Annotated in this window: 18 protein-coding genes and 1 tRNA gene; all 19 read right to left on the bottom strand. The window is 63.5% G+C overall.

The features are described from left to right. Positions 1 to 11: 11 nt before the first annotated feature. Complete coding sequence (gene epsF, locus AC1RDJ_RS12850) at positions 12 to 1,427, bottom strand: chain length determinant protein EpsF (RefSeq protein WP_071324845.1); 1,416 nt, start codon at positions 1,425 to 1,427, stop codon at positions 12 to 14. 62 nt (positions 1,428 to 1,489) lie between these two features. Next, entirely contained in the window at positions 1,490 to 2,278 is a 789-nt protein-coding gene (gene epsE, locus AC1RDJ_RS12845) for a polysaccharide export protein EpsE (RefSeq protein WP_071324846.1), read from the bottom strand. 46 nt (positions 2,279 to 2,324) lie between these two features. Continuing rightward, on the bottom strand, positions 2,325 to 3,272 hold the full coding sequence (locus tag AC1RDJ_RS12840) for an EpsD family peptidyl-prolyl cis-trans isomerase (protein WP_071326637.1): 948 nt from the start codon (positions 3,270 to 3,272) through the stop codon (positions 2,325 to 2,327). A 698-nt stretch (positions 3,273 to 3,970) separates the two neighbouring features. Beyond that, positions 3,971 to 5,353, bottom strand: coding sequence for an undecaprenyl-phosphate glucose phosphotransferase (locus AC1RDJ_RS12835; RefSeq protein WP_071324847.1), 1,383 nt, complete (start codon positions 5,351 to 5,353; stop codon positions 3,971 to 3,973). 8 nt (positions 5,354 to 5,361) lie between these two features. Then, positions 5,362 to 6,495 (bottom strand): XrtB/PEP-CTERM-associated polysaccharide biosynthesis outer membrane protein EpsL, encoded by a 1,134-nt coding sequence (gene epsL / locus AC1RDJ_RS12830; RefSeq protein WP_493027663.1) that lies wholly within the window; start codon positions 6,493 to 6,495, stop codon positions 5,362 to 5,364. A gap of 165 nt (positions 6,496 to 6,660) precedes the next feature. Further along, entirely contained in the window at positions 6,661 to 7,323 is a 663-nt protein-coding gene (locus AC1RDJ_RS12825) for a CAAX prenyl protease-related protein (protein ID WP_071326638.1), read from the bottom strand. Positions 7,324 to 7,499: 176 nt separating this feature from the next. Then, positions 7,500 to 9,392, bottom strand: coding sequence for an ATP-binding cassette domain-containing protein (locus AC1RDJ_RS12820; RefSeq protein ID WP_289888650.1), 1,893 nt, complete (start codon positions 9,390 to 9,392; stop codon positions 7,500 to 7,502). Between the two features lie 171 nt (positions 9,393 to 9,563). Next, positions 9,564 to 9,638 (bottom strand) — tRNA-Arg (locus AC1RDJ_RS12815). 96 nt (positions 9,639 to 9,734) lie between these two features. Next, complete coding sequence (locus AC1RDJ_RS12810) at positions 9,735 to 10,757, bottom strand: SGNH/GDSL hydrolase family protein (RefSeq protein ID WP_493027630.1); 1,023 nt, start codon at positions 10,755 to 10,757, stop codon at positions 9,735 to 9,737. Positions 10,758 to 10,763: 6 nt separating this feature from the next. After that, entirely contained in the window at positions 10,764 to 12,236 is a 1,473-nt protein-coding gene (locus AC1RDJ_RS12805; protein WP_071324851.1) for an MBOAT family O-acyltransferase, read from the bottom strand. A 198-nt stretch (positions 12,237 to 12,434) separates the two neighbouring features. Next, positions 12,435 to 13,178 (bottom strand): PEP_CTERM-anchored TLD domain-containing protein, encoded by a 744-nt coding sequence (locus AC1RDJ_RS12800; protein ID WP_493027629.1) that lies wholly within the window; start codon positions 13,176 to 13,178, stop codon positions 12,435 to 12,437. Between the two features lie 122 nt (positions 13,179 to 13,300). Beyond that, positions 13,301 to 13,693 carry a RidA family protein gene (locus AC1RDJ_RS12795; protein ID WP_493027628.1) on the bottom strand — a complete coding sequence of 131 codons (393 nt, stop codon included), beginning with the start codon at positions 13,691 to 13,693 and terminating at the stop codon, positions 13,301 to 13,303. A 17-nt stretch (positions 13,694 to 13,710) separates the two neighbouring features. Then, positions 13,711 to 14,871 (bottom strand): acyl-CoA dehydrogenase family protein, encoded by a 1,161-nt coding sequence (locus AC1RDJ_RS12790; protein WP_493027627.1) that lies wholly within the window; start codon positions 14,869 to 14,871, stop codon positions 13,711 to 13,713. 2 nt (positions 14,872 to 14,873) lie between these two features. Further along, a complete protein-coding gene (locus AC1RDJ_RS12785) occupies positions 14,874 to 15,728 on the bottom strand; it encodes an enoyl-CoA hydratase family protein (protein WP_493027626.1) in 855 nt (284 codons plus the stop codon). A 21-nt stretch (positions 15,729 to 15,749) separates the two neighbouring features. Next, entirely contained in the window at positions 15,750 to 16,274 is a 525-nt protein-coding gene (locus AC1RDJ_RS12780) for a MarR family winged helix-turn-helix transcriptional regulator (protein WP_071326639.1), read from the bottom strand. An 11-nt stretch (positions 16,275 to 16,285) separates the two neighbouring features. Continuing rightward, entirely contained in the window at positions 16,286 to 17,074 is a 789-nt protein-coding gene (locus AC1RDJ_RS12775; RefSeq protein WP_493027625.1) for an SDR family NAD(P)-dependent oxidoreductase, read from the bottom strand. A 1-nt stretch (position 17,075) separates the two neighbouring features. Further along, positions 17,076 to 19,457: a bifunctional salicylyl-CoA 5-hydroxylase/oxidoreductase gene (locus AC1RDJ_RS12770; protein ID WP_493027624.1), complete on the bottom strand. Its 2,382-nt coding sequence runs from the start codon at positions 19,455 to 19,457 to the stop codon at positions 17,076 to 17,078. Next, positions 19,454 to 21,073 carry an AMP-binding protein gene (locus tag AC1RDJ_RS12765; protein WP_071324858.1) on the bottom strand — a complete coding sequence of 540 codons (1,620 nt, stop codon included), beginning with the start codon at positions 21,071 to 21,073 and terminating at the stop codon, positions 19,454 to 19,456. The genes AC1RDJ_RS12770 and AC1RDJ_RS12765 overlap by 4 nt, the downstream gene beginning before the upstream one ends. 102 nt (positions 21,074 to 21,175) lie before the next feature. Continuing rightward, positions 21,176 to 21,883, bottom strand: coding sequence for a response regulator (locus AC1RDJ_RS12760; RefSeq protein WP_493027623.1), 708 nt, complete (start codon positions 21,881 to 21,883; stop codon positions 21,176 to 21,178). Positions 21,884 to 21,917: the final 34 nt, after the last annotated feature.

Below are 21,917 nucleotides of genomic sequence, written 5' to 3'. Positions count from 1 at the left end.
CATATCCATGTTTAACGTAAGCGCAGGCGGCGCGGCAGAATGCCGTTCAACACACCTTTTTTGCGCGGCGACTTGCGGGCATTCCAGTCGATGGCGCCGAAGACGGGAATCTGCAGCGTTTCTTGCAAGTCGGCTTCCGAACGCACGCGGCGATACAGCATCTCGATCACGATCGCCAGGCCCACGCCCAGCAAGGTGCCGAGGAAAATCGACAGCAAGGTATTGAGCAGCACGCGCGGACCGGCCGGGTCGATCGGCGGCACGGCAGGATTGAGCACGGAAATATCCGACTGCTCGGCCTGGCCTTCGATGCGCGTTTGCGACAGGCGCTGCGACGTCACGTCGAAGGCGCGCTGGGCGCTCTCGACATCCTTCATCAGCACGCCCATCTCGTCGCGGGTACGGTTCAGTTCCAGCACCTTGGCCTTTTGCGCCTGCAGGGCGGCGCGCACGGCGCCCTCGCGCTGCTGCAGGATCTGCGCATTGTTGCCCACGCTATTCGAGGTATTGGCCAGCTGTTCGCGCAGGTCGGCGCGCAGCTTGTCGACTTCCGCCTTGGCGCTCTCGTATTGCGGGTGATTGCGGCCCAGGCGCTGGGCGATTTCCGCCAGCTTGCCTTCGGCATTGCCCAGGCCAATCTTCAAATTCTGGATCAGCGGATTGGACGACACGTCGGGCGAGGCCATGCCATTGCTGCCCTGCGCCATGCGCTGGCGCGACGACGCTTCCATCGACTGGCCCTGGGCCATGACGAGCTGCGCCGACAAGTCATTCAGGCGGTTCGACTCCACATCGAGGCGGTTGTCGACGCTGACGATGCCATTGTCCTGCTGGTATTTGGAAAGCTTGCTTTGCGCCACTTCCAGGTTATCGCGCAGCAGCTTGGTCTGTTCGCTGAAATACGTCGAGACGCGGCGCATCGGATCGACCTTCAGCTGGATGCTGGTCTTCTGGTACTCGTCCGCGAAGGCATTTGCCACGGCAGCGACGAACTGCGGGTCGCTGCCCTTGAAGCTGATGTCGACCACGCTGCTTTCGCGCGATGGCACGATTTCCACCTTTTTCAGCAGCAGATCGGCCAGCCAGTCGCGCACGGTGCCGCCCTTGCCTTCCGTCGCTTCATTGAATTGCGCGATCACGGCCGGGCTTTCCGCCAGTTTCAAATGGTCGACGACGCGCAAGGCAACGTTCTTGCTGCTGATGATGTCGATTTGCGTCGCCATAAAACCAGGCAACAACTGGCCCGGCATGGCCAGGCCCGTCAGGGGATCGACACCTTTGTAGTTCAAGAGCAACGAACTTGTCGCCTTGTATGTTTTAGGCAATAGCAAACTGATCGACAACGTGCCGAGGACAGTGACCAGCAGCGTGATCAAGATCAACTTCTTGTGCGCACGCAGGATCAGTAGGAGCTGTGACAAATTCATGGGGAAACCTCAACACAGAATGAAAAACATCCGGCTTGCGCCGGAAAGATACGGACAGCGGCTTAGAACAGGCTTTCCTGCACGTACACCATATCGTCAACTTGCAGCAGGTCGTCATGCTTGGCGTTGATGATTTCCAGCTTGCCAGCCTCGTCGCGGCGCTTGATGCGAATGCCGCGTTCGGTGCCACGCTGCGTCAGACCGCCGCCGACGGACAAGGCCTGCAGCACCGTCATCGAACGCTCGAGGCGGAAGGCGCCCGGACGCTGGACTTCGCCATAGATATAGAAGCGCGGCGCGCGCTCGACGAAGATGACGTCGTTGCCGGCCACATCGAGGTCGCGGTTCAGGTCGGCCGAACGCACCATGTCGACGATGTCGATGACTTCGCGCGTCGTCTTGCCGTTGCGCTTGCGGATCAGGCTGACGGCATCGCCGCCATCCTGGCTGACGCCGCCGGCCATGGCCAGCATGTCCATCAGGCTGCGCTTGCCTTCAATCGGATAGCGCCCGGGACGGTTGACCTGGCCCAGCACCGACACTTGCTGGCTTTGCAGCTGCGTCACGATGATGTTGACCTGCGCCTTGCGCAGGAAGCCGCCGCTTTCCAGCAAGCCGCCCAGCTTTTTTTCCGCTGCCGAGACCGACAAGCCGCCCAGGGCCACATTGCCGACCAGGGGGAAGGTGATTTCGCCCGCCTCGCTGACGCGCGTTTCGAGCGCCAGGTCGGGATTGCCATAGACGGAAATTTTCAATACGTCGCCGGCGCCGAGCTGTACATCGGCAGCGCCGGCAAAACCGGCACTCAGGGCCAACAGGGTGGCCATGCACCACATCAGAAGTCGTTTCATGATTCGTTTATTCCATTGATGAGTTACTTACCTAAAATGCTGCGACTTACTTCAAGCCAGCAACGCCACGATCATTTGCTTCCGAGGAACCCTGCGCCGGTGCGGCCGGAGCCGCGGCTGCCGGAGCCGGCGCGGCAGGCGCTGCGGCACTGGCCGCTGCCGCTGCGGCGGCGGGAGCGCCATCCTTGCCCAGGTATTCGATCTTGGCGGTGGCGCGCAGACGCTTCAGCTCAGCGTCGGCGGCATCCTTGTTTTTCTTGTTGAACAAAAATTGTTCGATCTGCGGCGCGGCCTGCGCCAGCGTCACGGGATTGTCGCGGATATCGGCCAGGGAGATGAGCAGCGTGCGGTCGCCCTCGCGGATGATGAACAGCTGGCCCTTCGGCATGGACAGCAATTTCGCGCTCAACTCGGGCGCCAGGTCGGCGCTGGTGCGCGACAGCTGGGTGCGGGCAAACTTGACCTTGTGCGTCTCGAGCCAGGCCGCCACGTCGTCGAGCGTCTTGGCGCTATCCATGGCCGCCTTCAGCTGGTCGTTCATGTCGGCGCTGGCGATCACCAGTTCGCGCATGTCGAATTGCTTGCGCTCGCTGAAAAATTGCGGATTCTTGTGGAAGTACTCTTCCACTTCCTGCTTGGTGGGACGGGCGATCGTGCCGATGCGCTTTTGCATGTAGGCTTGCGCGACGATCAGCGCCTTGGCGCGTTCGATCGCCTGCACCACCTTGGGATCGCGGTCCGTCTTGTCCTTGGCCGCCTCGTTCTGCAGCAACTGGCGGTCAATCAGCGATTCCAGCAACTGCTTGCTGGCCGCTTCCTGCTGCGGCGCCTGCACGTTGGCGCGCTGCATTTCCTCATTGAGCTGCAGGACGGTAATTTCCTCCCCATTCACACTCGCCAGCGCCTGGCCGGGCTTTTTTTCTTTGTTGCCACAAGCAGACAATCCTGCGACGGCCAGCACGACCAGGCCTGCGCACAGCAGACGGGAAGGCATGGCGGGCTTGCTCGAAGACACACGGGCGATTTGCGGTTGGTTCAAAATGACTCCTTCAGTTCAGGTAAGGAAATCCGCTGATAGTTTTGTGAACGTGATGATAACTCACTTAACAACAAAACATTGTCAAAAAAACAGATTTCGATTGAAATTATGGGTTGCGACCACATGATTGTCAATATTATAAATATGATACACAGTGTACTAGCTTGCTAGGAAACTATTTGCTTAAAAAACTATTAAAAGGTCTTAAAAACAACTGTTTCGTTAGAAACACAAGCCTTGGATGGCATGCATCTCAGTAAATGGTTTTCACAGGGCAATATTTCTCGCGCGGAAACACTCGCTGCCGTCACGCCGCACGGCAATTGGGCACAGGCCAATGCGGGAGAGCGGCGGGGATGGGGCCGGTCCTCTTGGAGCAGCATGTTGTGCAAGGCGGCCACGTGCGAGGCTGGCCGGGCGACACGCCGGCGCGCATGGCGCGCGGCTGGCCCGCCGCCAGGCAGCATGCCGCCGTCCACACCATGTCGCCGTGCTTGCCTCATAATCGTCTGATGGCTCGTCACATCACTGTTCAGCCAGCTCCGGGAGCCGGACATTTGAAACCTTGCATGATTGCGTCATTTTAACGCTTATTAATTCCCTGCAAAAAATATTCAAGTCCAGCCGTGCGCGTGCCGGCAACGGGCCCGCGCTCAATGCGCGTTGTCGCGCTTCAGCACCACCTTGACGGTGCGCAAAATGATCCACAAGTCGAGCCACAGCGACCAGTTGCGCAGGTAATCGAGGTCGAAATGGATGCGCGCCTCCATCTTGTCGAGTGTTTCCGTCTCCCCGCGCAAGCCATTCACCTGCGCCCAGCCGGTAATGCCCGGCTTGACCTTGTGGCGCAGCATGTAGCCCTTGATCAGCTTGCGGTACTGCTCGTTGTGCGCCACGGCATGCGGACGCGGCCCGACTATGCTCATGCGTCCCTGCAGCACATTAATGAACTGCGGCAACTCATCGAGCGAACTGCGGCGCAAGAAGCCGCCCACGCGCGTCACGCGCTGGTCGTTCTTGGTGGCCTGCACCACCTTGTCGCCATCCTCGCTGACCGTCATCGAGCGGAATTTATAGACGATGATCTCTTCGCCATACAGGCCGTAGCGGCGCTGGCGGAAGATCACCGGCCCCTTCGACGTCGACTTGACGGCGATGGCGATGACCAGCATGACGGGCAGCAGCATGATCTGGATCAGCAAGCCCAGCACGATGTCGCTGCCCCGCTTGACCATGCTGTTAAAGCCCGTGAACGGCGATTCGCGGATGGCGATCACGGGCATGCCGCCCACATTGTCGAAGCGCGCCTGCATCAGGTCGAAGATATAGATATCGGGCAGGAAGTACACGGAAGCCGTCGTATCCTGCAACTCATCGAGCATCTTGCGGATGCGCGGCTGGGCCGAAATGGGCTGGCTGATGAATATCATCTTGATATTGTGTTCGCGCACATAGGCGGCGATATCGGCCATTTTTCCCAGCATCGGTTCGCGCATCGTCTCGGGCCAGCGGTCATCGGTGCGGTCGTCGAAAAAGCCGCGCACGCTCATGAACAGGTTCGGATTGCGCTCCACGGTGGCGGCAAATTTCAGGCTGGCATCATTGGCGCCGATGATGACGACGGAACGCACCTCGCTGTCGCGCCCCGGATCGGCCACCATGCGGCGCGCGGCCAGATGACTGAGCAGCAGTATGAACGGGGTCAGCACGAACCAGGCCAGCACCAGCTCGCGGTCGTAATGGAACGCCAGCCCCGTCGCCGAACCGAGGAAGACGAGGATCAGGGCCGTGATGCCCCAGCTGACGAAAACATCGCGCGCATACGCCAGCATGCGGCCGCTGCGCCAGGTGCGGTAGGGGTCGACATACTGGAACACGGACGAGGAAATGAAAAACGCCAATATCATCAGTACCAGCGAATAGCCGGTAAAGGGCGAGCCCGACAAGGCGGACAACAGGTACAGCGTGCCCATGATGATCAAGGGATCAAGGATGCGCTGGAAAAACGAAATCAGGGGTATATCATTGACCGTCATAATACTCTTCAGAACTGGACACTGGCGCTAAAGGAAACGCCTTTGGCGCGGTAGCTGCCCGTATTGATAATAGGGGCGCCTTTGCGGGTATCGCGGAAGGCGTTCAGACCCAGCTGGATATTCGGCTGCGGCGCATAGGTCAGCCCCAGCGACTCGGTACGCGTCGTATCGCTGACGTCAACAGGAAAGACTAGCCCGCTGGCGGCCGAGAAGTCGCGCTTCTCGCGCCGCACCTGGGCATCCATGCGCACCTTGGACGTGATATCCCAGGCCGCGGCCACGCTGGCGCCATTATTCAGACTGCTCGAAATCAGCGCATTTTCCACGACGCCATACTCATGCCACAGGGAGCCGGTGAAACGCACCTTGCCCAGCGGCGCCCAGTTCACCACGACACGGCCGTTGGCGCCACTCGAATCGCGCCCCGAATAGAAGGAATGGCTGCGGCGCACCCAACCGCCCAACACCTGCACCTGGGTAATGGCACTGTAGATCCAGTAAATATTCGCCTTGATCTCATCCTGGGTATAGCCATCGTCGACGCCGAACTGGCCACCGTTGACGCGGTTCGGATAGCTGCCATTAACATGTCGCAACTGCACGCCGATGCGGCTATTGCTTGCTGGCAAATAATCAAGCCCCAGTTCCGTCGCCTTTTCCTCGCGATTGGACACGCGCTGCGACAGCAGGTCATACGAGTAACGTTCCCGGCTGTAAGCGCCACGCACGCGCCAGCTCGGATGAAAACGCCAGCCGCCGTCGACGTACTCGCGCTGGCGCGTCCGCAAATTGCGTTCGGTGCTCTGGAAATCGCTGAACGGCGTCAGGGTTTGCGAATACAGGGCGCCCGCATGGCCCTCGAGATGATTGCCGAGATGCCATTCAAGATCGGCCAGGAAATCCTTGCCGTTGTAGTTAAACTGGTCAAAATGCTGGAACGACACGCGCGACCACTTGGCCTGCCCCGTCAGGACCTGCCGTCCGATCGGCCGGTTGACGAGAAACCCCGCCTGTATCTGGCGCGATGTATCGGAACGGGGCCCGTTGTAGCCGGGGACATTGTCGTCGAGGCGCAACAGATTGTCGTCATACGAATACGACGTCGCCAGGAACGGGAAAATGGTATCGCTGAGCGAGGCCATGGCCGACGAACTGGCCATGCCGCCGGCCACGAGCACGCAGGCGGCGCGCAGGACAGACATGAGCGGCATGCCGGGCGACTGAGACGGCCGGCGACGGTGGCTTTTTGGCGGGGAATTCAACATGGGATATCGTCTTTTGAGAGAGCAAACAGTTGATTGGCAATATTACCAGTAAGTCCAGTATCCACCGGAAACAATCCAGAGACCCAGCACGCCATTCGTGACGCCGTGCGCCAGAATGGGCGACCACAATGACTGGCTGCGCATGTACAGCAGAGTATAGGCGGCACCGGCAACAATGCCCGCCAGCCACAGATTATGTTCAAAGCCAAACAGCACGACGCTGATGACAAAGGCCTTGGCACTGGCCAGGCGGGGCTGGAAGGCGAGGAAGTCCGGGGCGTCGATCCAGCGCAGCAGGAAGGAGCGCCAGAACAGCTCTTCCATCACGGGCACCACCAAGGCTGCTCCGGCGATGCGCAGCACGACCAGGCTCCATTCGATCCGGCCCTCATTGCGGGGGTCGAAGCCATCGGCGCTGCCGACCGTCATCCAGCCCGCATCGAGGTTGATCCACAGCAAAAAAACAACAATGCCGGCCACCAGCGCCACGGCCAGCGCGCGCGCGCCCAATGGCACCCAGGCCAGTTCCGTGTAGCTGCGGCGCCAGTACAGCAGCATGCCCAGCACGACGCCGATCTTGACGGCGTACAGCCAGCGCAAATCCTGCGCGGCAAAGCCGAGCCGGCCCAGCATGTCGGCGATGAAGATGAAGGAAAGGTAGGCGAGGAATGGCGCTACCCGGGGCAAGGCGGCACGGTCAAACATGGTGCCGCGCTTCCGCGACAGGACCACGCGCCGGACGCGGTGGTCCGGAGCGCGTGTTTTTCATGACAAACATGCATCCCCCGATGTAAAAAATATAATTATATAATTATATCAAGCTGAACCGTTGCCGTGGCAAATAATCCTAACTTAATTACAACAGGAGAGGGGGAAAACTATCAAGCGTTGGCGCGCGCCTCGATCTGTTCCCATTTTTCCAGCGCTTCGAGCAGTTCGCTTTCGATCTCGGCCACGCGCGCGTTCAGGCGCTTGCCCTCGGCCGGCGTCTTCTTGTAGAAGTCGGGATGCGACAGCTCGGCGGCCAGCACCGATTGCTCGTCTTCCAGCTTGGCGATCAGCTTGGGCAATTCCTCGAGCTCGCGCTGCTCCTTGTAGCTGAGCTTTTTCTGCTTGGCGGCCGGCGCGGCCGCTTCGGCCTTGACGGCGGGCTTGCTGGCCGGCGCCGTGGCGACCGGCAAGGTGCGCACGCGCTCCCAGTCCGTATAGCCGCCGACGAATTCGCGCCACTTGCCTTCGCCTTCGGCGACGATGACCTGCGTTACCACGTTATCGAGGAAGGTACGGTCATGGCTGACGAGGAAGACGGTGCCGGTGTATTCTTCTAGCAACTCTTCCAGCAATTCCAGGGTATCGATATCCAAGTCATTGGTCGGCTCATCGAGCACCAGCACGTTGGCCGGCTTGGCGAACAGGCGCGCCAGCAGCAAACGGTTGCGCTCGCCACCGGACAGCGACTTGACGGGCGAACGCGCGCGTTCCGGGGCGAACAGGAAATCGTTCAGGTAAGTCATCACGTGGCGGCGCTGGCCATTGATCTCGACCCAGTCGCTGCCCGGGGCGATGGTTTCCATCAGGTTCGCCTCTTCGTTCAGCTGCGTGCGCATCTGGTCGAAATACGCCACCTGCAGCTTGGTGCCCAGGCGGATGGTGCCCGTGTCCGACTGTTCTTCGCCGAGGATCATCTTCAGCAGGGTGGTCTTGCCGGCGCCGTTGGCACCGATCAGGCCGACCTTGTCGCCACGCAAGATGGTGGCGCTGAAATCCTTGACGATGACCTTGTCGCCATAGATCTTCGAGACGTTTTCCAGGTCCGCCACGATCTTGCCCGAGCGTTCGCCAGCCGATACGTCCAGCTTTACCTGGCCCTGCTGTTCGCGACGCGCATTGCGCGTCAGGCGCAGCGCTTCCAGGCGGCGCACGCGGCCTTCGTCACGCACGCGGCGCGCCTTGACGCCCTTGCGTATCCACACTTCTTCCTGCGCCAGGAACTTGTCGAACTTGGCGTTTTCCACTTCCTCGATTTCCAGCTGCTCGGCCTTGCGGGTCTGGTACGCCGTGAAGTTGCCCGGATACGACAGCAAGCGACCGCGGTCGAGCTCGATGATGCGCGTGGCAACGTTGTCGAGGAAGGAGCGGTCATGGGTAATGAACAGCACGCTGCCCTTGAAGTCGCGCAGCAAGCCTTCCAGCCACAGGATGGAGGTGAAATCCAGATGGTTGGTCGGCTCATCGAGCAGCAGCACGTCCGGCGCCGAGACCAGCGCGCGCGCCAGCGCGACGCGCTTCTGCATCCCGCCCGACAGGGTTTTCATCAGCATGTCGCCCGTCAGGTTCAGACGGTCGAGCACGGTTTCCACCTTGTTCGGCAAGCTCCACGCATCGGCCGCATCGAGTTTGACCTGGATGTCGTGCATGCGTTCCATCAATTCATCGTCGTTGCCCTGGCCAAACTGGCCCGTCAACGCATCGTATTCCTTCAGCCATGCCTGCGATTCGCCCATGCCGGAAGCGACGGCGTCGAACACCGACATCTCCGGATCGAATTGCGGTTCCTGCTCCACGTAGGCGATTTTGATGCCTTGCTGCATGACCAACAAGCCGTCATCGAGCTTGAACTTGCCCGAAATAACCTTCAGCAACGAGGATTTCCCCGTGCCGTTGCGGCCGATCAGACCGACCCGCTCCGAGGTTTCCAGTGAAAATTCCGCGTGATCGAGCAGCGCGACGTGACCGAACGCAAGTTGCGCCGATGAAAGAGAAATGACAGCCATAATGAGTAAGAGTGCTCGGGCGCCGTTACCTGCACACCGCATGGTGCGCAAAACAGCCGCCGATTGGATGAATGAAGCACGCATTGTACCGATAACTCGGACTTCAATCGCCATCGACCGGTAACTACGCCTGGATGATCACAGGCTGCCGACGCGCGTTGCGTGGAAACGTGGTGTCGCCAGCAGGAATCGAACCTGCATTTAAGTCTTAGGAGGACCTTGTACTATCCATTGTACGATGGCGACACGCGCAGCGGCATTATACAGGGTGGCGCGCGCCATGGACATAGCGCGCGCCGGTGCGCGATGGAAAATCCGCCTGGCGCGGTGCAGCGCCCCGCGCTATGGCTGCCGGGCCGGCAACAGCACGGGCAAGACATGCTGCGCGGCCAGGCCATGCGCCACCTTGTTCCAGTGCCCATCCATCGGCAGGAAATCGAGCCGCTCGGCGCGCTGGCGCCAATGTTCCTCGAACACGGGCTGCATGTCGACCACGACGTGGCCATGTTGCCGGGCCTGCGCCATGAACACCTGGCGGTCGTCGCCATGCCACGACGGCTTGCCCTTTTTCGGCTCGTACAAGGTGTTGCGCTCGCCATCGACGACAAAGACCACTTGCCTGTCGGCGGCGCCCGGCACCGCCTTGAGCTGCGCAAAATAGTAGGCCAGCATCTGGTCGCGCGCCGCCGGCGCGGCATCGTCCGCCCCTGGCGCGGGAGCTTCGCGCCGCAGCGACGAGATCCAGTCCGGCAGCTTCAGGTTGTAATAGGTATAGCGCACGAGGGCCGAGTGCGCGAGCCAGCGCTTGAGCTTTGATTCGGCATAGTCGACGTGGACCGTCCGCACGCCATCGGGACCGGCCACGAACTGGCTGTGGCTGCGCGGCGCGGGCAACAGCAGGTTGTTCAGATTGCCCGAATCGATCAGCACGACCACGTTGCGCGGATGCAGGCGCGGCGCGTAGTGGCGCAGCATCTCGAGCGTATCGGCCAGGCCGTTGCCCGAGCTGGCGGCCGACACCACGGCGCCGCCCAGCATGCGATCCAGTTCCCCCTGCAGGGTGTCCGGGTAGTCGAGCATCAGGCTTTCGACGAAGCTGTCGCCCAGCACCAGCACGGCGGCATCGGCCTTGAACTCGGCGGAATTGGCAAACCCCTGCCCGTTGGTGACGCCGCGGCGCGCATTCGACAATGCCCAGCCATGGGAATACACATACTCCTGCCGGGGCAGGTAGCGGCTGAGCGGCATGCTGGCGCTGCTTTGCTCGAGGCGCAGGCCGGACGACACCGGCAGGCACTGCAACACGGCCTCGAGCACCAGCGCCATCAGCAGCACACCGATTCCTATCGTAATGGATGAACGCATGATGATTTAAAAGTTAAAGTACAGAAATTCGGATACGCCGCGGGTCTCGCTGATCGACAGCAGGAACAGGCACAGCAACAACAAGGCGCCCAGCAACAGGTTGCCGCGCCGGCCTTCCAGGCGGCTTTCCTGCTCCAGGCGCAAGCCACGGCCCAGCAGCTCATAGGCATTCGGCAAAAAGAACGCGATCGCGGCGCAGGCGCCCAGCCACCCCAGGCAGCTGCCGAGCTCCATGATGCGGTTCATGCCCAGCACGGTCTCGCGCATGGCCGGCGTCAGGGTGCCGCCCCACATCGCATGCAGCACGTCCAGCGCCACGCCCACGGACGTGGCGCGGAAGAAGACCCAGGCCACGACCACGGCCAGGAAGGTGGCGCATGCACCGCCCAGGCGCAGCGCCCAGTTGCTGCGCCCGCCCAGCACATGGCGCAAGGCATGGTTAATGATCAGATAAATGCCATGCAACATTCCCCACAGCAAGAACGTCCAGTTGGCGCCATGCCACAGTCCGCCCAGCAGCATCGTCAGCAGCAGATTGCGGTAGCGCAGGAATGCGCTCTTGCGATTGCCGCCCAGCGGAATGTACAGGTAGTCGCGCAGGAAATTGGACAGCGTGATATGCCAGCGGCGCCAGAAATCGATGATGGACGCCGCCTTGTACGGCGAGTTGAAATTGATGGGCAAGACGATGCCGAACATATACGACAGGCCATAGGCCATGTCGGAATACGCCGAAAAGTCGAAATACAGCTGGAAGGTATAGGCCAGCGCGCCGGCCCAGGCTTCGAGCATGCTCAGGTGCTGATGGTGCAGGTCGAAGACCGGCCCCACGAAGCGGGCCACGCCATCGGCCAGGACGACCTTCTTGAACAGGCCGATGGTAAAGAAACTCAGGCCCACCACCAGCCGTCCGCGGTGCGGGACATGCCGGGCCGGCTCCGAGAACTGCGGCATCATCTCCTTGTGATGCAGGATGGGGCCGGCAATCAGGTGCGGGAAATACGTAACGAACAAGCCGTAGCTTTCAGGCTGATAATCCTTGACCTTGCCGGCGTGGCAATCGACGAGATAGGCGATTTGCGTGAAGGTGAAGAAGGAAATGCCGATGGGCAAGGTAATCCCGATGGGCTCGATGGGCGCTCCCGTGAGCGCGGCGATATTACTCAGCAGGAAGTCAAAATACTTGAAAAACACGAGCAGGGACAGATTGAAGACGAGGCCGCCAATCAGCCACAGCTTGGCCTGGCGCAGCCTGCCCTGGCCATGGTGCAGCGAAATGCTGCGCCCGACGGCAAAGTTGGTGCAGATGGACAGGGCCAGCAAAGGCAGGAAGGCGATATCCCAGTAACAATAGAATGCCACCGAGGCCAGCAATAGAAAAATGATGGACAGGCGCAGCGAATAGCGTGACAGGACAAAGTAGCCCAGCAGCGCCAGCGGCAGGAAAACGAGGAAAAATGAAAAGGTATTAAATAACACTACAAGATCCCAAGCGTGGGTGGTTGTTCATACGACAGCATCCAGCCCAGGCGACTAGCGATGAGCTGATGACCATCAAACATTTTTCCGGCGATGCAGGTGCGGCGCGATGGACGCCATGCCGGACGCGGCAGGCGACAGGGCGCGCCGCTCCAGCGGCACGCGCAAGCGTACCCGATATCAGCGCGACTGCCGCATTCAGGTGCGGGCGCGCAAGCTTGTCCGCTGCTGGCGCACATGCATGCCAGCCAGCAAGATCAATCCCGCCAGCAGCATGCCATAGGTGGCCGGTTCCGGCACCGCGCTGATGGTAAACACCTGGATCGCGCCATACGTGATGTTCGGGTTCGTGAAACTGGAACCATCGATCAGGCTGATGCCGCTCGCCGGTTGCCCATGGTAATTATAGGTGTACAGGGAGGAGTAGCCGCCATGCGTCAAGTCCTGCGGCACATACAGGTCATGGCCGACGCCAAAGGTGGGGCCATAGTCGTGCTTGTTGTACGTCTGGCCGCTGCCGATGCCATCGCCGCTGAAATACTGCTTCAGTTGCGGCAGCATGAAGCCCGCCGTCAGGTTGAACAGGAAACCCGTGCGCTGGCTGTCCTCCATGGTCACATGCATGCCATCGGTGGAACTCCAGCTTTGCGGATTGTAGCCACCGACGAGCCAGGTTTGCCCCGAGGCATTCGTCGCTTCCATGATGGAAAAGGTCCGCCCCTTGCCATCGGATGCCTTGTGAAAATCGAGCGAAGTGTCGCCCGTCGCCTTGCTGTAGACATTCGTCAGCGCCAGGCGGCCCTCGCCGAGCCAGGTTTCCAGCTGCGCCTGATAGCCGGGAGAGAGTAGTGACGTACCGGATCCGGCCTGCGCACCCAGGCAAACACCCATGCCGGCCACGGCCAGCACCACGCTTCTTGCTGCTCTGAAATTATTGTGCATCCTCTACCTCGACTGTCAGTATTTAAAACCGGCGTATTTTCCGGTTGCCAAATATAACACGATAGATAATGTTTTTATATTTATTATTTAGATGCTAGTACGCAATATTTCATAGCAGAAATTCAGCCCGGCACCACCGCCGTCACTTCGATCTCGACACGCGCCCTGTCCTCGATCAGGCCGGCCACCTGCACCGCCGTCATGGTGGGGAAATGCTTGCCGATGAGCTCACGGTAGGCGATGCCGATCTGTGGATATGCCGCCACATATTCCTGCTTGTCCAGCACATACCAGTTCATGCGCACGATATGTTCCGGCAAGGCGCCCGCCTCGGCCAGCACGGCGACGACGTTCTGCAGCGCCTGGCGCACCTGGCCCGCGAAGTCATCCGTATGGAACTGGCCCTGCGCATCCCAGCCTATCATGCCGCTCACGTACACGCTGCGTCCGCTGGCCGCCACGCCATTCGCATAGCCGCGCGGTCTTGCCCATCCGGGCGGTTGTAACACTTGCATAGGATTTTCCTCGTTGTTCATGCGTGGCCCGCCTCGCGCAGCAACTCGCGCGCGATGATCAGCTGCTGTACCTCGCTGGCCCCTTCGTAGATGCGCAGCGCGCGGATTTCCCGGTACAGGCGTTCGACCGGGTGCTCGCTGACCACGCCCAGGCCGCCAAACAGCTGCACGGCCGCGTCGATCACCTGCTGCGCCGTCTCGGTGGCCGTCAGCTTGGCCATGGCCGCCTCTTTCGTCACCTTGCGGCCCTGGTCGCGCTGCCAGGCGGCGCGGTAGGTCAGCAGGGCAGCCGCGTCGATGCCGGTCGCCATCTGCGCCAGCTTGGCCTGCGTCAGCTGGAAATCGGCCAGGGTCTGGCCAAACATCTGGCGCGCCGTGGCATGGCGCAGCGCTTCGTCGAAGGCGCGCCGCGCAAAGCCCAGCGCGGCGGCGGCGACCGAGGTGCGAAACACGTCGAGCGTGGCCATCGCCACCTTGAAGCCCTGCCCCGCCTCGCCCAGGCGCTGCGACACGGGCACGCGGCAATTGGCAAAGCGCAGGCGCGCCAGCGGGTGCGGCGCGATGACGGCGATGCGCTCGGCGATCTCGAGTCCGGGATTGTCGGCGTCGACGATGAAGGCGCTGATGCCGCGCGCCCCCGGCGCCTCGCCCGTGCGCGCGAAGACCACGTAAAAGTCGGCGATGCCGCCATTCGAGATCCACGTCTTTTCGCCATCGAGCACGTAATCGTCGCCGTCGCGTCGCGCCGCGCACGCCATGGCCGCCACGTCGGAACCGGCCTGCGGCTCGGACAGGGCAAACGCGGCGATGCGCTTGCCGCTGGCCACGTCCGGCAGGTAGCGCGCCTTGTTTTCCGCGCTGCCGAACAGGCCGATGGCGCCCGAACCCAGGCCCTGCATGGCAAAGGCGAAATCGGCCAGGCCATTGTGGCGCGCCAGGGTTTCGCGGATCAGGCAAATGGCGCGCGTGTCGATCTGGCCGTCCGCCCCGGTGGCATGCGCGAGCCAGCCGCCCTGCCCCAGTTGCGCCACCAGCGCGCGGCAAGCCGCATCGACATCGCCGCCATGCGCATCGTCCAGGTGCCGCGTCGCCCAGGCATCGAGCTGGCGCTCAAGCTCCGCATGGCGCGCCTCGAAGAATGGCCAGTCCAGGTAAGTGGTGTCGCGTGTCTTTTCCATGCTCAATCGCCCTCGAACTGCGGTTGTTCCTTCGCCACGAAGGCGTGATAGGCACGGTGGAAATCGTTGGTGGCCATGCAAATGGCCTGCGCCTGCGCTTCCGCCTCGATGGCTTCGTCGACGCCCATGCTCCACTCCTGCTGCAGCATTTTCTTCGTCATGCCGTGCGCGAAGGTGGGGCCGCCGGCCAGGCCGGCGGCGAACAGGCGCGCCGCCTCCAGCAATTCCTCCGGCTCGGCCAGGCGGTTGAAAAAGCCCCAGCGTTCCGCCTCGGCCCCCGCCATCGAACGGCCCGTGTACAGCAGTTCGGCGGCGCGGCCCTGGCCGATCACGCGCGGCAGCAAGGCGCAGGCGCCCATGTCGCAGCCGGCCAGGCCGACGCGGGTAAACAGAAAGGCCGTCTTGCTGCGCGCCGTGCCGATGCGGATGTCGGAAGCCAGCGCCAGCATGGCGCCGGCGCCGGCGCAAATGCCGTCGATGGCCGCGATGACGGGTTGCGGGCAGGCGCGCATGGCTTTCACCACGTCGCCCGTCATGCGCGTAAAGGCCAGCAGGCCGGGCATGTCGAGCTGCGTCAGGGGGCCGATGATGTCGTGCACGTCGCCGCCCGAACAGAAATTGCCGCCGCTGCCGGCGATCACCACGGCCTTGACGTCGTCGGCATAGGCCAGCGCGCGGAACAGCTCGCGCAACTCGGCGTAGGAATCGAAGGTCAGCGGATTCTTGCGCTCGGGCCGGTGCAGGGTCAAGGTGGCGACGCCGGCATCGACGCTGAACAGGAAATGCCGCGCGGCGTAGCTGGCCAGGCTGGCGCGGTTGCCAGGCAGTGCTTGCGGCTGGCCGGGAAGATGGCGCATGGTGCTTCCTTTATCGTTGGATTACTTGTCTATCGTGTCGTTCAGCTGCTGCTTCATCTGCGACAGCAGGTCGATCAGTTGCGTCTTGTCGTCCGGCGTGACGCCTTGCAGCAGTTCGGCGATCCAGCCTTCGTGCACGCGCGCCATCTCGTCGAAGGCGCGCCGGCCGGCCGGCGTCAACTTGACGCTGTACGAGCGCCGGTCCTTCGGATCGACCACGCGCACCACCAGCTTTTCCTGCTCCAGCTGGTCGGTGATGCCCGTGATATTGCCGCCGGTGACCATCATGCGCCGGGACAGCTCGCCCATGCGCAAGCCATCGGGAAAGCGCTCGAGCTGCGCCATCAAATCGAAGCGGGGCAAGGTGATGCCAAAGCTGGCGCGCAGGCGCGTGCGCACCTCGTTTTCGATTTTCACCGTGCACGACAGCATGCGCAGCCACAGCTTGAGCGACTGGTGGTGGTCCTGCGTCAGGCGGCTGGCCAGGTCCAGCACGGGTTCGGCCGCGTCGCCATCGCTTGCGGCATCAAGTTCTTTATTCATCATATCCATCTTGTTTACATGACCTCGCCGCCGGCGACGGCGATCGATTGCCCATTCATGGCGGACGACGCGGGCAGGCATAGCCACGCCACCGCATCGGCCACTTCGCGCGCCTGCACCAGGCGCTGCTGCGGGTTGGCGGCCGCCAGCTCGGCGCGCGCCGCCTCTTCGCCGCGCCCCGTCTTGCGCACGATATTCTGCACCGCCTGCTGCACCATCTCCGTTTCCGTGTAGCCGGGGCAGACGGCGTTGACGGTCACGCCGCGCGGCGCCACTTCCAGCGCCAGCGCGCGCGTCAGGCCGATCACGCCATGCTTGGCGGCGACATACGCGCTGACGTAACGGTAGCCTTTCAAGCCCGCCGTCGACGCCACGTTGACGATGCGCCCCCAGCCCGCCTCCAGCATGCCCGGCATGGCCGCCTGGCAGCAGTGGAACACGCCCGTCAGGTTCACGGCCAGCATCTGCTGCCAGATGGCGGCATCGGTCTTGCCGAACGGCGCCGCATGCGCCTGGCCCGCATTATTGACCAATATGTCGATGCGGCCGAAATGCGCGGCCGCCTGCGCGAACCCTGCCTGCACGGACGCTTCCACGCTCACGTCGAGCACGCAGATGGCCACCCTGCCCGCATGGCCGCCCTCTTCCAGCTGCAGGCGCGCGCGCGCCAGGCGCGCGCCGTCGCGCCCGGCCAGCGTGACCCTGGCCCCCGCATCGAGCAGGGCGCCCGCGCAAGCGAGGCCGATGCCGCTGCCGGCCCCCGTCACCAGTGCGTGCTTGTCCATCAATGCTTGCGTCGTCATGTCATCCTTCCAGCAGCCGCGCGGCCACCTGTTGCGGGCTCAGGCCCGAGCTGGCGGCGGCCAGTTGCCGCTCGCGCTGCAGATTGCGTTCCAGCTGCTGCTGGCCCGGCCGGTACTGTTTCGGCCAGGCGGCACCAGCGCCCGCACCGCTGTAGCCGATGCGCGCCGCTTCCGTCAGGGTCCACGCCGGATTGGCCAGGTGCGGCCGGCCCACGGCGCACAGGTCGGCGCGCCCGGCGGCGATGATGCTGTTGGCGTGGTCGGCTTCGAAGATCGAGCCCACGGCCATGCTGGCGATGCCCGCCTCGTTGCGCACGCGGTCGGCGAACGGCGCCTGGAACATGCGTCCATACACGGGCTGTTCCAGCTTGCTGACCTGGCCCGAGGAGCAGTCGATCAGGTCCGCGCCGGCCTGCCTGAACAGGCGCGCGATGAGCACCGCGTCATCGGGCGTGATGCCGCCCTCGACCCAGTCGTGGGCCGAAATGCGCACGCTCATCGGCTTGTCCTGCGGCCAGGCCGCGCGCATGGCGCGAAACACGCGCAGCGGATAGCGGCAGCGGTTGTCCAGGCTGCCCCCATACTCGTCCGTGCGGCGGTTGGTCAGCGGCGAGATAAAACTCGACAGCAGGTAGCCGTGCGCGCAATGCAGTTCCAGCCAGTCGAAACCGGCGGCCGCCGCCGCCAGCGTGGCGCGCACGAAATCGTGCTCGATGCGCGCCATATCGTCTTCCTGCGCCGCGCGCGCCGTCTGCGACACGCCGGCCAGGTATTGCTGCTCCGACGCCGCCAGCAGCGGCCAGTTGCCCTCCTTGAGCGGCAGGTCGATGCCGTCCCACATGGGACGCGTCGAGCCTTTGGCTCCCGCGTGGCCCAGCTGCAGGGCGATCTTCGCATCGCTGTTCGCATGCACGAAATCGACGATGCGCCGCCAGGCCTGCGTGTGCGCCTCGCTGTACATGCCGGGACAGGCGGGCGTGATGCGCGCATCGGCCGAGACGCACGTCATCTCGGCAAACACGAGACCGGCGCCGCCCATGGCGCGCGCGCCCAGATGCATCAGGTGGTAGTCGCCGGCCACGCCGTCGACGGCGCTGTACTGCGCCATCGGCGAGACGGCGATGCGGTTCTTCAGCAGCACGCCGCGCAGCCTGAACGGCGTGAGCATCGGCGGCAGCGGACCGTCCGGCACCTCCACGCCAGCCTCTTCGCAGGCGCGCCGCGCCAGCCACCGTTCATAATCGTCCACGTAGGCGGCATCGCGCAGGCGCAGGTTTTCATGCGAGATGCGCTGGCTGCGCGTGAGCATGGAATAGGCGAACTGCGGCGCCTCCATGGCGCTGTAGCGCTCGACGTTCTCGAACCACTCCATGGAATTGCGCGCCGCGCTTTGCAGCTTGAGCACTTCGACGGCGCGCGCCTGCTGGTAGGCGGCCAGCGCGGCAGCCGTATCGGCATGCTGGCCAAGGCAGCGCGCCAGTTCGATCGCGTCCTCCAGCGCCAGCTTGGTGCCCGAGCCGATCGAGTAATGCGCCGTGTGGGCCGCGTCGCCCATCAGGACCAGCGGCACGCCGTCCTGCCAGTGCAGCCACTGGCGGCAGACGATGCGGGGAAAGGTGATCCACATGGCCGAGCCGCGCAAATGCGGCGAATTGCTCAGCAGGCCATGGCCGTCGAGTTCATCGGCGAACAGGGCCTCGCAGAAGGCGATGCTCTCTTCCTGGCTCATGCTGTCGAGGCCCGCCGCGCGCCACACGCTTTCCGGCGTCTCGACGATGAAGGTCGAGGTGTCGCCGTCATACTGGTAGATATGCGCCTGGAACCAGCCGTGCGGCGTCTGGCGGAAGGCAAACGTGAAGGCCTCGAACTGCTTGCGCGTGCCCAGCCAGACGAAGCGGCAATGGCGCGCCTCGATGTCGGGCTGGTAGCTGGCCGCATAGCGCGTGCGGATGCGGCTGTTCAAGCCATCGCTGGCGATCACCAGGTCGGCGCCATACTGGCGCGCGATGGCCTGGTCGTCCTGGACTTCCGTTTCGAAGACGAGCTCCACGCCGAGTTCCTCGCAGCGCTCCTGCAGGATATTGAGCAGGCGCTTGCGGCCGATGCCGCAAAAGCCGTGGCCGCCCGAGCGCACGCTCTGGCCCTTGAAATGGATCTCGATATCGTCCCAGTGGTTGAACGCCTGCAGGATGGCGCGCGCCGTCGGCTCGTCCGCGCCGGCCAGGTTGCCCAGGGTCTGGTCGGAAAACACGACGCCCCAGCCAAACGTGTCGTACGGGCGGTTGCGCTCGATGACCGTGACGCGGTGCTCCGGATTCTGCTTTTTCATGAGCAGGCTGAAATACAGGCCGGCGGGACCGCCGCCGATGCAGACGATATTCATGGGGTATCCGTGCGAAGTTTGAAACGCTGCAGCTTGCCCGTTTCCGTGCGCGGCAAGGCGGAAAGGAAGCGGATGGCGCGCGGATATTTGTAGGGGGCGATCTGCTGGCGCACGAAGTCCTGCAGTTCGGCTGCCAGCGCGTCGCCGGCAGGAAAGCCATCCTTCAGCACCACGTGCGCCTCGACGATCTGGCCGCGCTCGGCATCGGCGCGGCCGACCACGCCGCATTCGGCCACGGCCGGATGGCGCAGCAGCGCCTCTTCCACTTCCGGGCCGGCGATGTTGTAGCCGGCCGAGACGATCATGTCGTCGCTGCGCGAGCGGTAATAGAAATAGCCGTCGCCGTCCATTTCGAAGGTGTCGCCCGTCAGGTTCCAGCCATGGAGCACGTACTCGCGCTGGCGCGGATCGGCCAGGTAGCGGCATCCGGTCGGCCCCTTCACGGCCAGCCGGCCCGTCACGCCGGGCGGCTGCGGCACGCCGGCGTCGTCGACGATGCAGGCCTGGTAGCCCGGGATGGCCTTGCCGATGGCGCCGCGGCGGATACCGTCGCCCGTGGCGGAAATGAAGATGTGCAGCATTTCGGTGGCGCCGATGCCATCCGTCATGGCCAGTCCGGTCGCCGCCTGCCAGGCGTCGCGCGTGGCCAGCGGCAGCGCTTCGCCGGCCGACACCGACAGGCGCAGGCTGCGCACGTCGTGGCCGGCCGCCAGGGGCGCCATCTGGCGGTAAAAGGTGGGCGCCGTGAAGCAGATGGTAGCCTGATAGGCGCCGATGGCGCGCAGCAGGGCCTCGGGCGTGAGCTTTTCCAGCAGCACGGTGGCCGCGCCAAAGCGCAGGGGGAACAGCAGCAGGCCGCCGAGACCGAAGGTGAATGCCAGCGGCGGCGTGCCGATGAAGATGTCGTCGGCGCGCACTTGCAGCATGGAACGGGGAAAGCAGTCGCAGATGGCCAGCAAGTCGCGCTGCATGTGCATCGTGCCCTTGGGGACGCCCGTCGTGCCCGAGGTAAAACTGATCAGGCAGACCTCGTCGGCCGCCGTATCGTGCGCGGCGAATGGCGCATCATGGGCCGCCATGCGCCGCTCCAGTTCAGCATCGTCGGCGCCAAAGCACAGCATGGGCGGCAAGCCGGGCAAGCCATCGAGTTCGGCGCGCAAGCCTTGCGCGCACAGCACGGCGTTCACTTCGGCCTTGGCCACGATGGTCGACAGTTCGCGCGCGCGCAGCAGCGGCATGGTGGGCACGGCGATGCAGCCAGCCTTCAGCACGGCCAGCAGGCAGGCGGCCATCATCGGCGTATTCGCGCCGCGCAGCAGCACCCGGTTGCCCGGCATCAGGCGCAGGTCGCCGCGCAGCACGTGGGCGATACGGTCGACCTGGCGCGCCAGCTGCGCGTAGCTCCAGCGCTGTCCTTCGGCATGGATGGCGATGCGCTCGCCGCCACCGCCGGCGACGGCGTCATCGAGCAGCACGGCGACGCAGTTCAGGCGCGCCGGATACTGCAGCTCGGGCAAGTCAAAGCACAGCTGCGGCCAGAGTGCGCGCGGCGGCAGGTGCGTGCGCGCGAAGTCGTCATGGGGTGACGCGGGGGAATCCGAAAGATCGCTGTTCATGCTGATCCTGGCTGGTTGCGGGCATGCGGGCATGCGCCGAAAGCAGATACTTTAAACCTAAAGTATTTTTCCAGCAAGCGAAAAGCGTATGCGGGCGTGTGCTCAGCCGCCGTCCTGCTGGCGCAGCAGGCGCGCCTGTTGCGCCACGCTGCGCGCCAGGGCGGCCAGCACCGTGGGCAGCTGGTCGCCATCGAGCACCGCCGCCTGCAGCAAGGCCGCCATGTCGGCCGCCGCCCCCTGCAAGCCGAGGGTGCGGCAGCCCAGGTGCAGCCGTTCGAGCAGTTGGCGCGCCTGGGCCGGTTCGCCGCGCGCCAGCAAGCCATCGACCTGCCCGCCGGCCGCGCCCACCTGCTCCTGGAATCCCGTCAGATACGCCAGCAGGCGTTCGTCATCGATGCCCAGGCGTCGCGCCGTCTCCTGCGGCGCCTCGGCCGGCAAGAGCGGCATGTCGAAGCAGGCGTCGATATGCTGGCGCACCTGCTCCGGCTGGAATGGCTTGACGATATAGCCGGCGGCGCCGGCCTGCACGGCGTCGCGCACGGTGTCGTGGTCATTGGCGGACGAGACCAGCACCAGCGGCATGGCGTCGAGCGCACTGTCGGAGCGGATTTTCTGCAGCAGTTCCATGCCCGACAGGCGCGGCATGCGCAAGTCGCAAAAGCACAGCGCCGGCCGCAGCCCGCCTTCGAGCTGCTCCCACGCGGCCGCGCCATCCTCGGCTTCCACGATATCGTGCACGCCGCAGCTGTCGATCAGGTGCATCAGCACCATGCGCGAAACGACATCATCATCCACCACCAGTACTTTCATTACGCTCTCCAGGACCGGCACTGTCAGGGGTGCC

Source organism: Janthinobacterium sp. GW822-FHT07H10 (assembly GCF_058798675.1).
The sequence above is the reverse complement of the archived record's forward strand: the minus strand, read 5'-3'. Positions and strand labels throughout refer to the sequence as shown.

Excerpts from the sequence above, each read along its gene's own strand:
- epsF (WP_071324845.1), bottom strand. The coding sequence starts at position 1,427 with ATGAATTTGTCACAGCTCCTACTGATCCTGCGTGCGCACAAGAAGTTG.
- epsE (WP_071324846.1), bottom strand. The coding sequence starts at position 2,278 with ATGAAACGACTTCTGATGTGGTGCATGGCCACCCTGTTGGCCCTGAGT.
- AC1RDJ_RS12840 (WP_071326637.1), bottom strand. The coding sequence starts at position 3,272 with ATGCCTTCCCGTCTGCTGTGCGCAGGCCTGGTCGTGCTGGCCGTCGCA.
- AC1RDJ_RS12835 (WP_071324847.1), bottom strand. The coding sequence starts at position 5,353 with ATGACGGTCAATGATATACCCCTGATTTCGTTTTTCCAGCGCATCCTT.
- epsL (WP_493027663.1), bottom strand. The coding sequence starts at position 6,495 with ATGGCCTCGCTCAGCGATACCATTTTCCCGTTCCTGGCGACGTCGTAT.
- AC1RDJ_RS12825 (WP_071326638.1), bottom strand. The coding sequence starts at position 7,323 with ATGTTTGACCGTGCCGCCTTGCCCCGGGTAGCGCCATTCCTCGCCTAC.
- AC1RDJ_RS12820 (WP_289888650.1), bottom strand. The coding sequence starts at position 9,392 with ATGGCTGTCATTTCTCTTTCATCGGCGCAACTTGCGTTCGGTCACGTC.
- AC1RDJ_RS12810 (WP_493027630.1), bottom strand. The coding sequence starts at position 10,757 with ATGCGTTCATCCATTACGATAGGAATCGGTGTGCTGCTGATGGCGCTG.
- AC1RDJ_RS12800 (WP_493027629.1), bottom strand. The coding sequence starts at position 13,178 with ATGCACAATAATTTCAGAGCAGCAAGAAGCGTGGTGCTGGCCGTGGCC.
- AC1RDJ_RS12795 (WP_493027628.1), bottom strand. The coding sequence starts at position 13,693 with ATGCAAGTGTTACAACCGCCCGGATGGGCAAGACCGCGCGGCTATGCG.
- AC1RDJ_RS12790 (WP_493027627.1), bottom strand. The coding sequence starts at position 14,871 with ATGGAAAAGACACGCGACACCACTTACCTGGACTGGCCATTCTTCGAG.
- AC1RDJ_RS12785 (WP_493027626.1), bottom strand. The coding sequence starts at position 15,728 with ATGCGCCATCTTCCCGGCCAGCCGCAAGCACTGCCTGGCAACCGCGCC.
- AC1RDJ_RS12780 (WP_071326639.1), bottom strand. The coding sequence starts at position 16,274 with ATGATGAATAAAGAACTTGATGCCGCAAGCGATGGCGACGCGGCCGAA.
- AC1RDJ_RS12775 (WP_493027625.1), bottom strand. The coding sequence starts at position 17,074 with ATGACGACGCAAGCATTGATGGACAAGCACGCACTGGTGACGGGGGCC.
- AC1RDJ_RS12770 (WP_493027624.1), bottom strand. The coding sequence starts at position 19,457 with ATGAATATCGTCTGCATCGGCGGCGGTCCCGCCGGCCTGTATTTCAGC.
- AC1RDJ_RS12765 (WP_071324858.1), bottom strand. The coding sequence starts at position 21,073 with ATGAACAGCGATCTTTCGGATTCCCCCGCGTCACCCCATGACGACTTC.
- AC1RDJ_RS12760 (WP_493027623.1), bottom strand. The coding sequence starts at position 21,883 with ATGAAAGTACTGGTGGTGGATGATGATGTCGTTTCGCGCATGGTGCTG.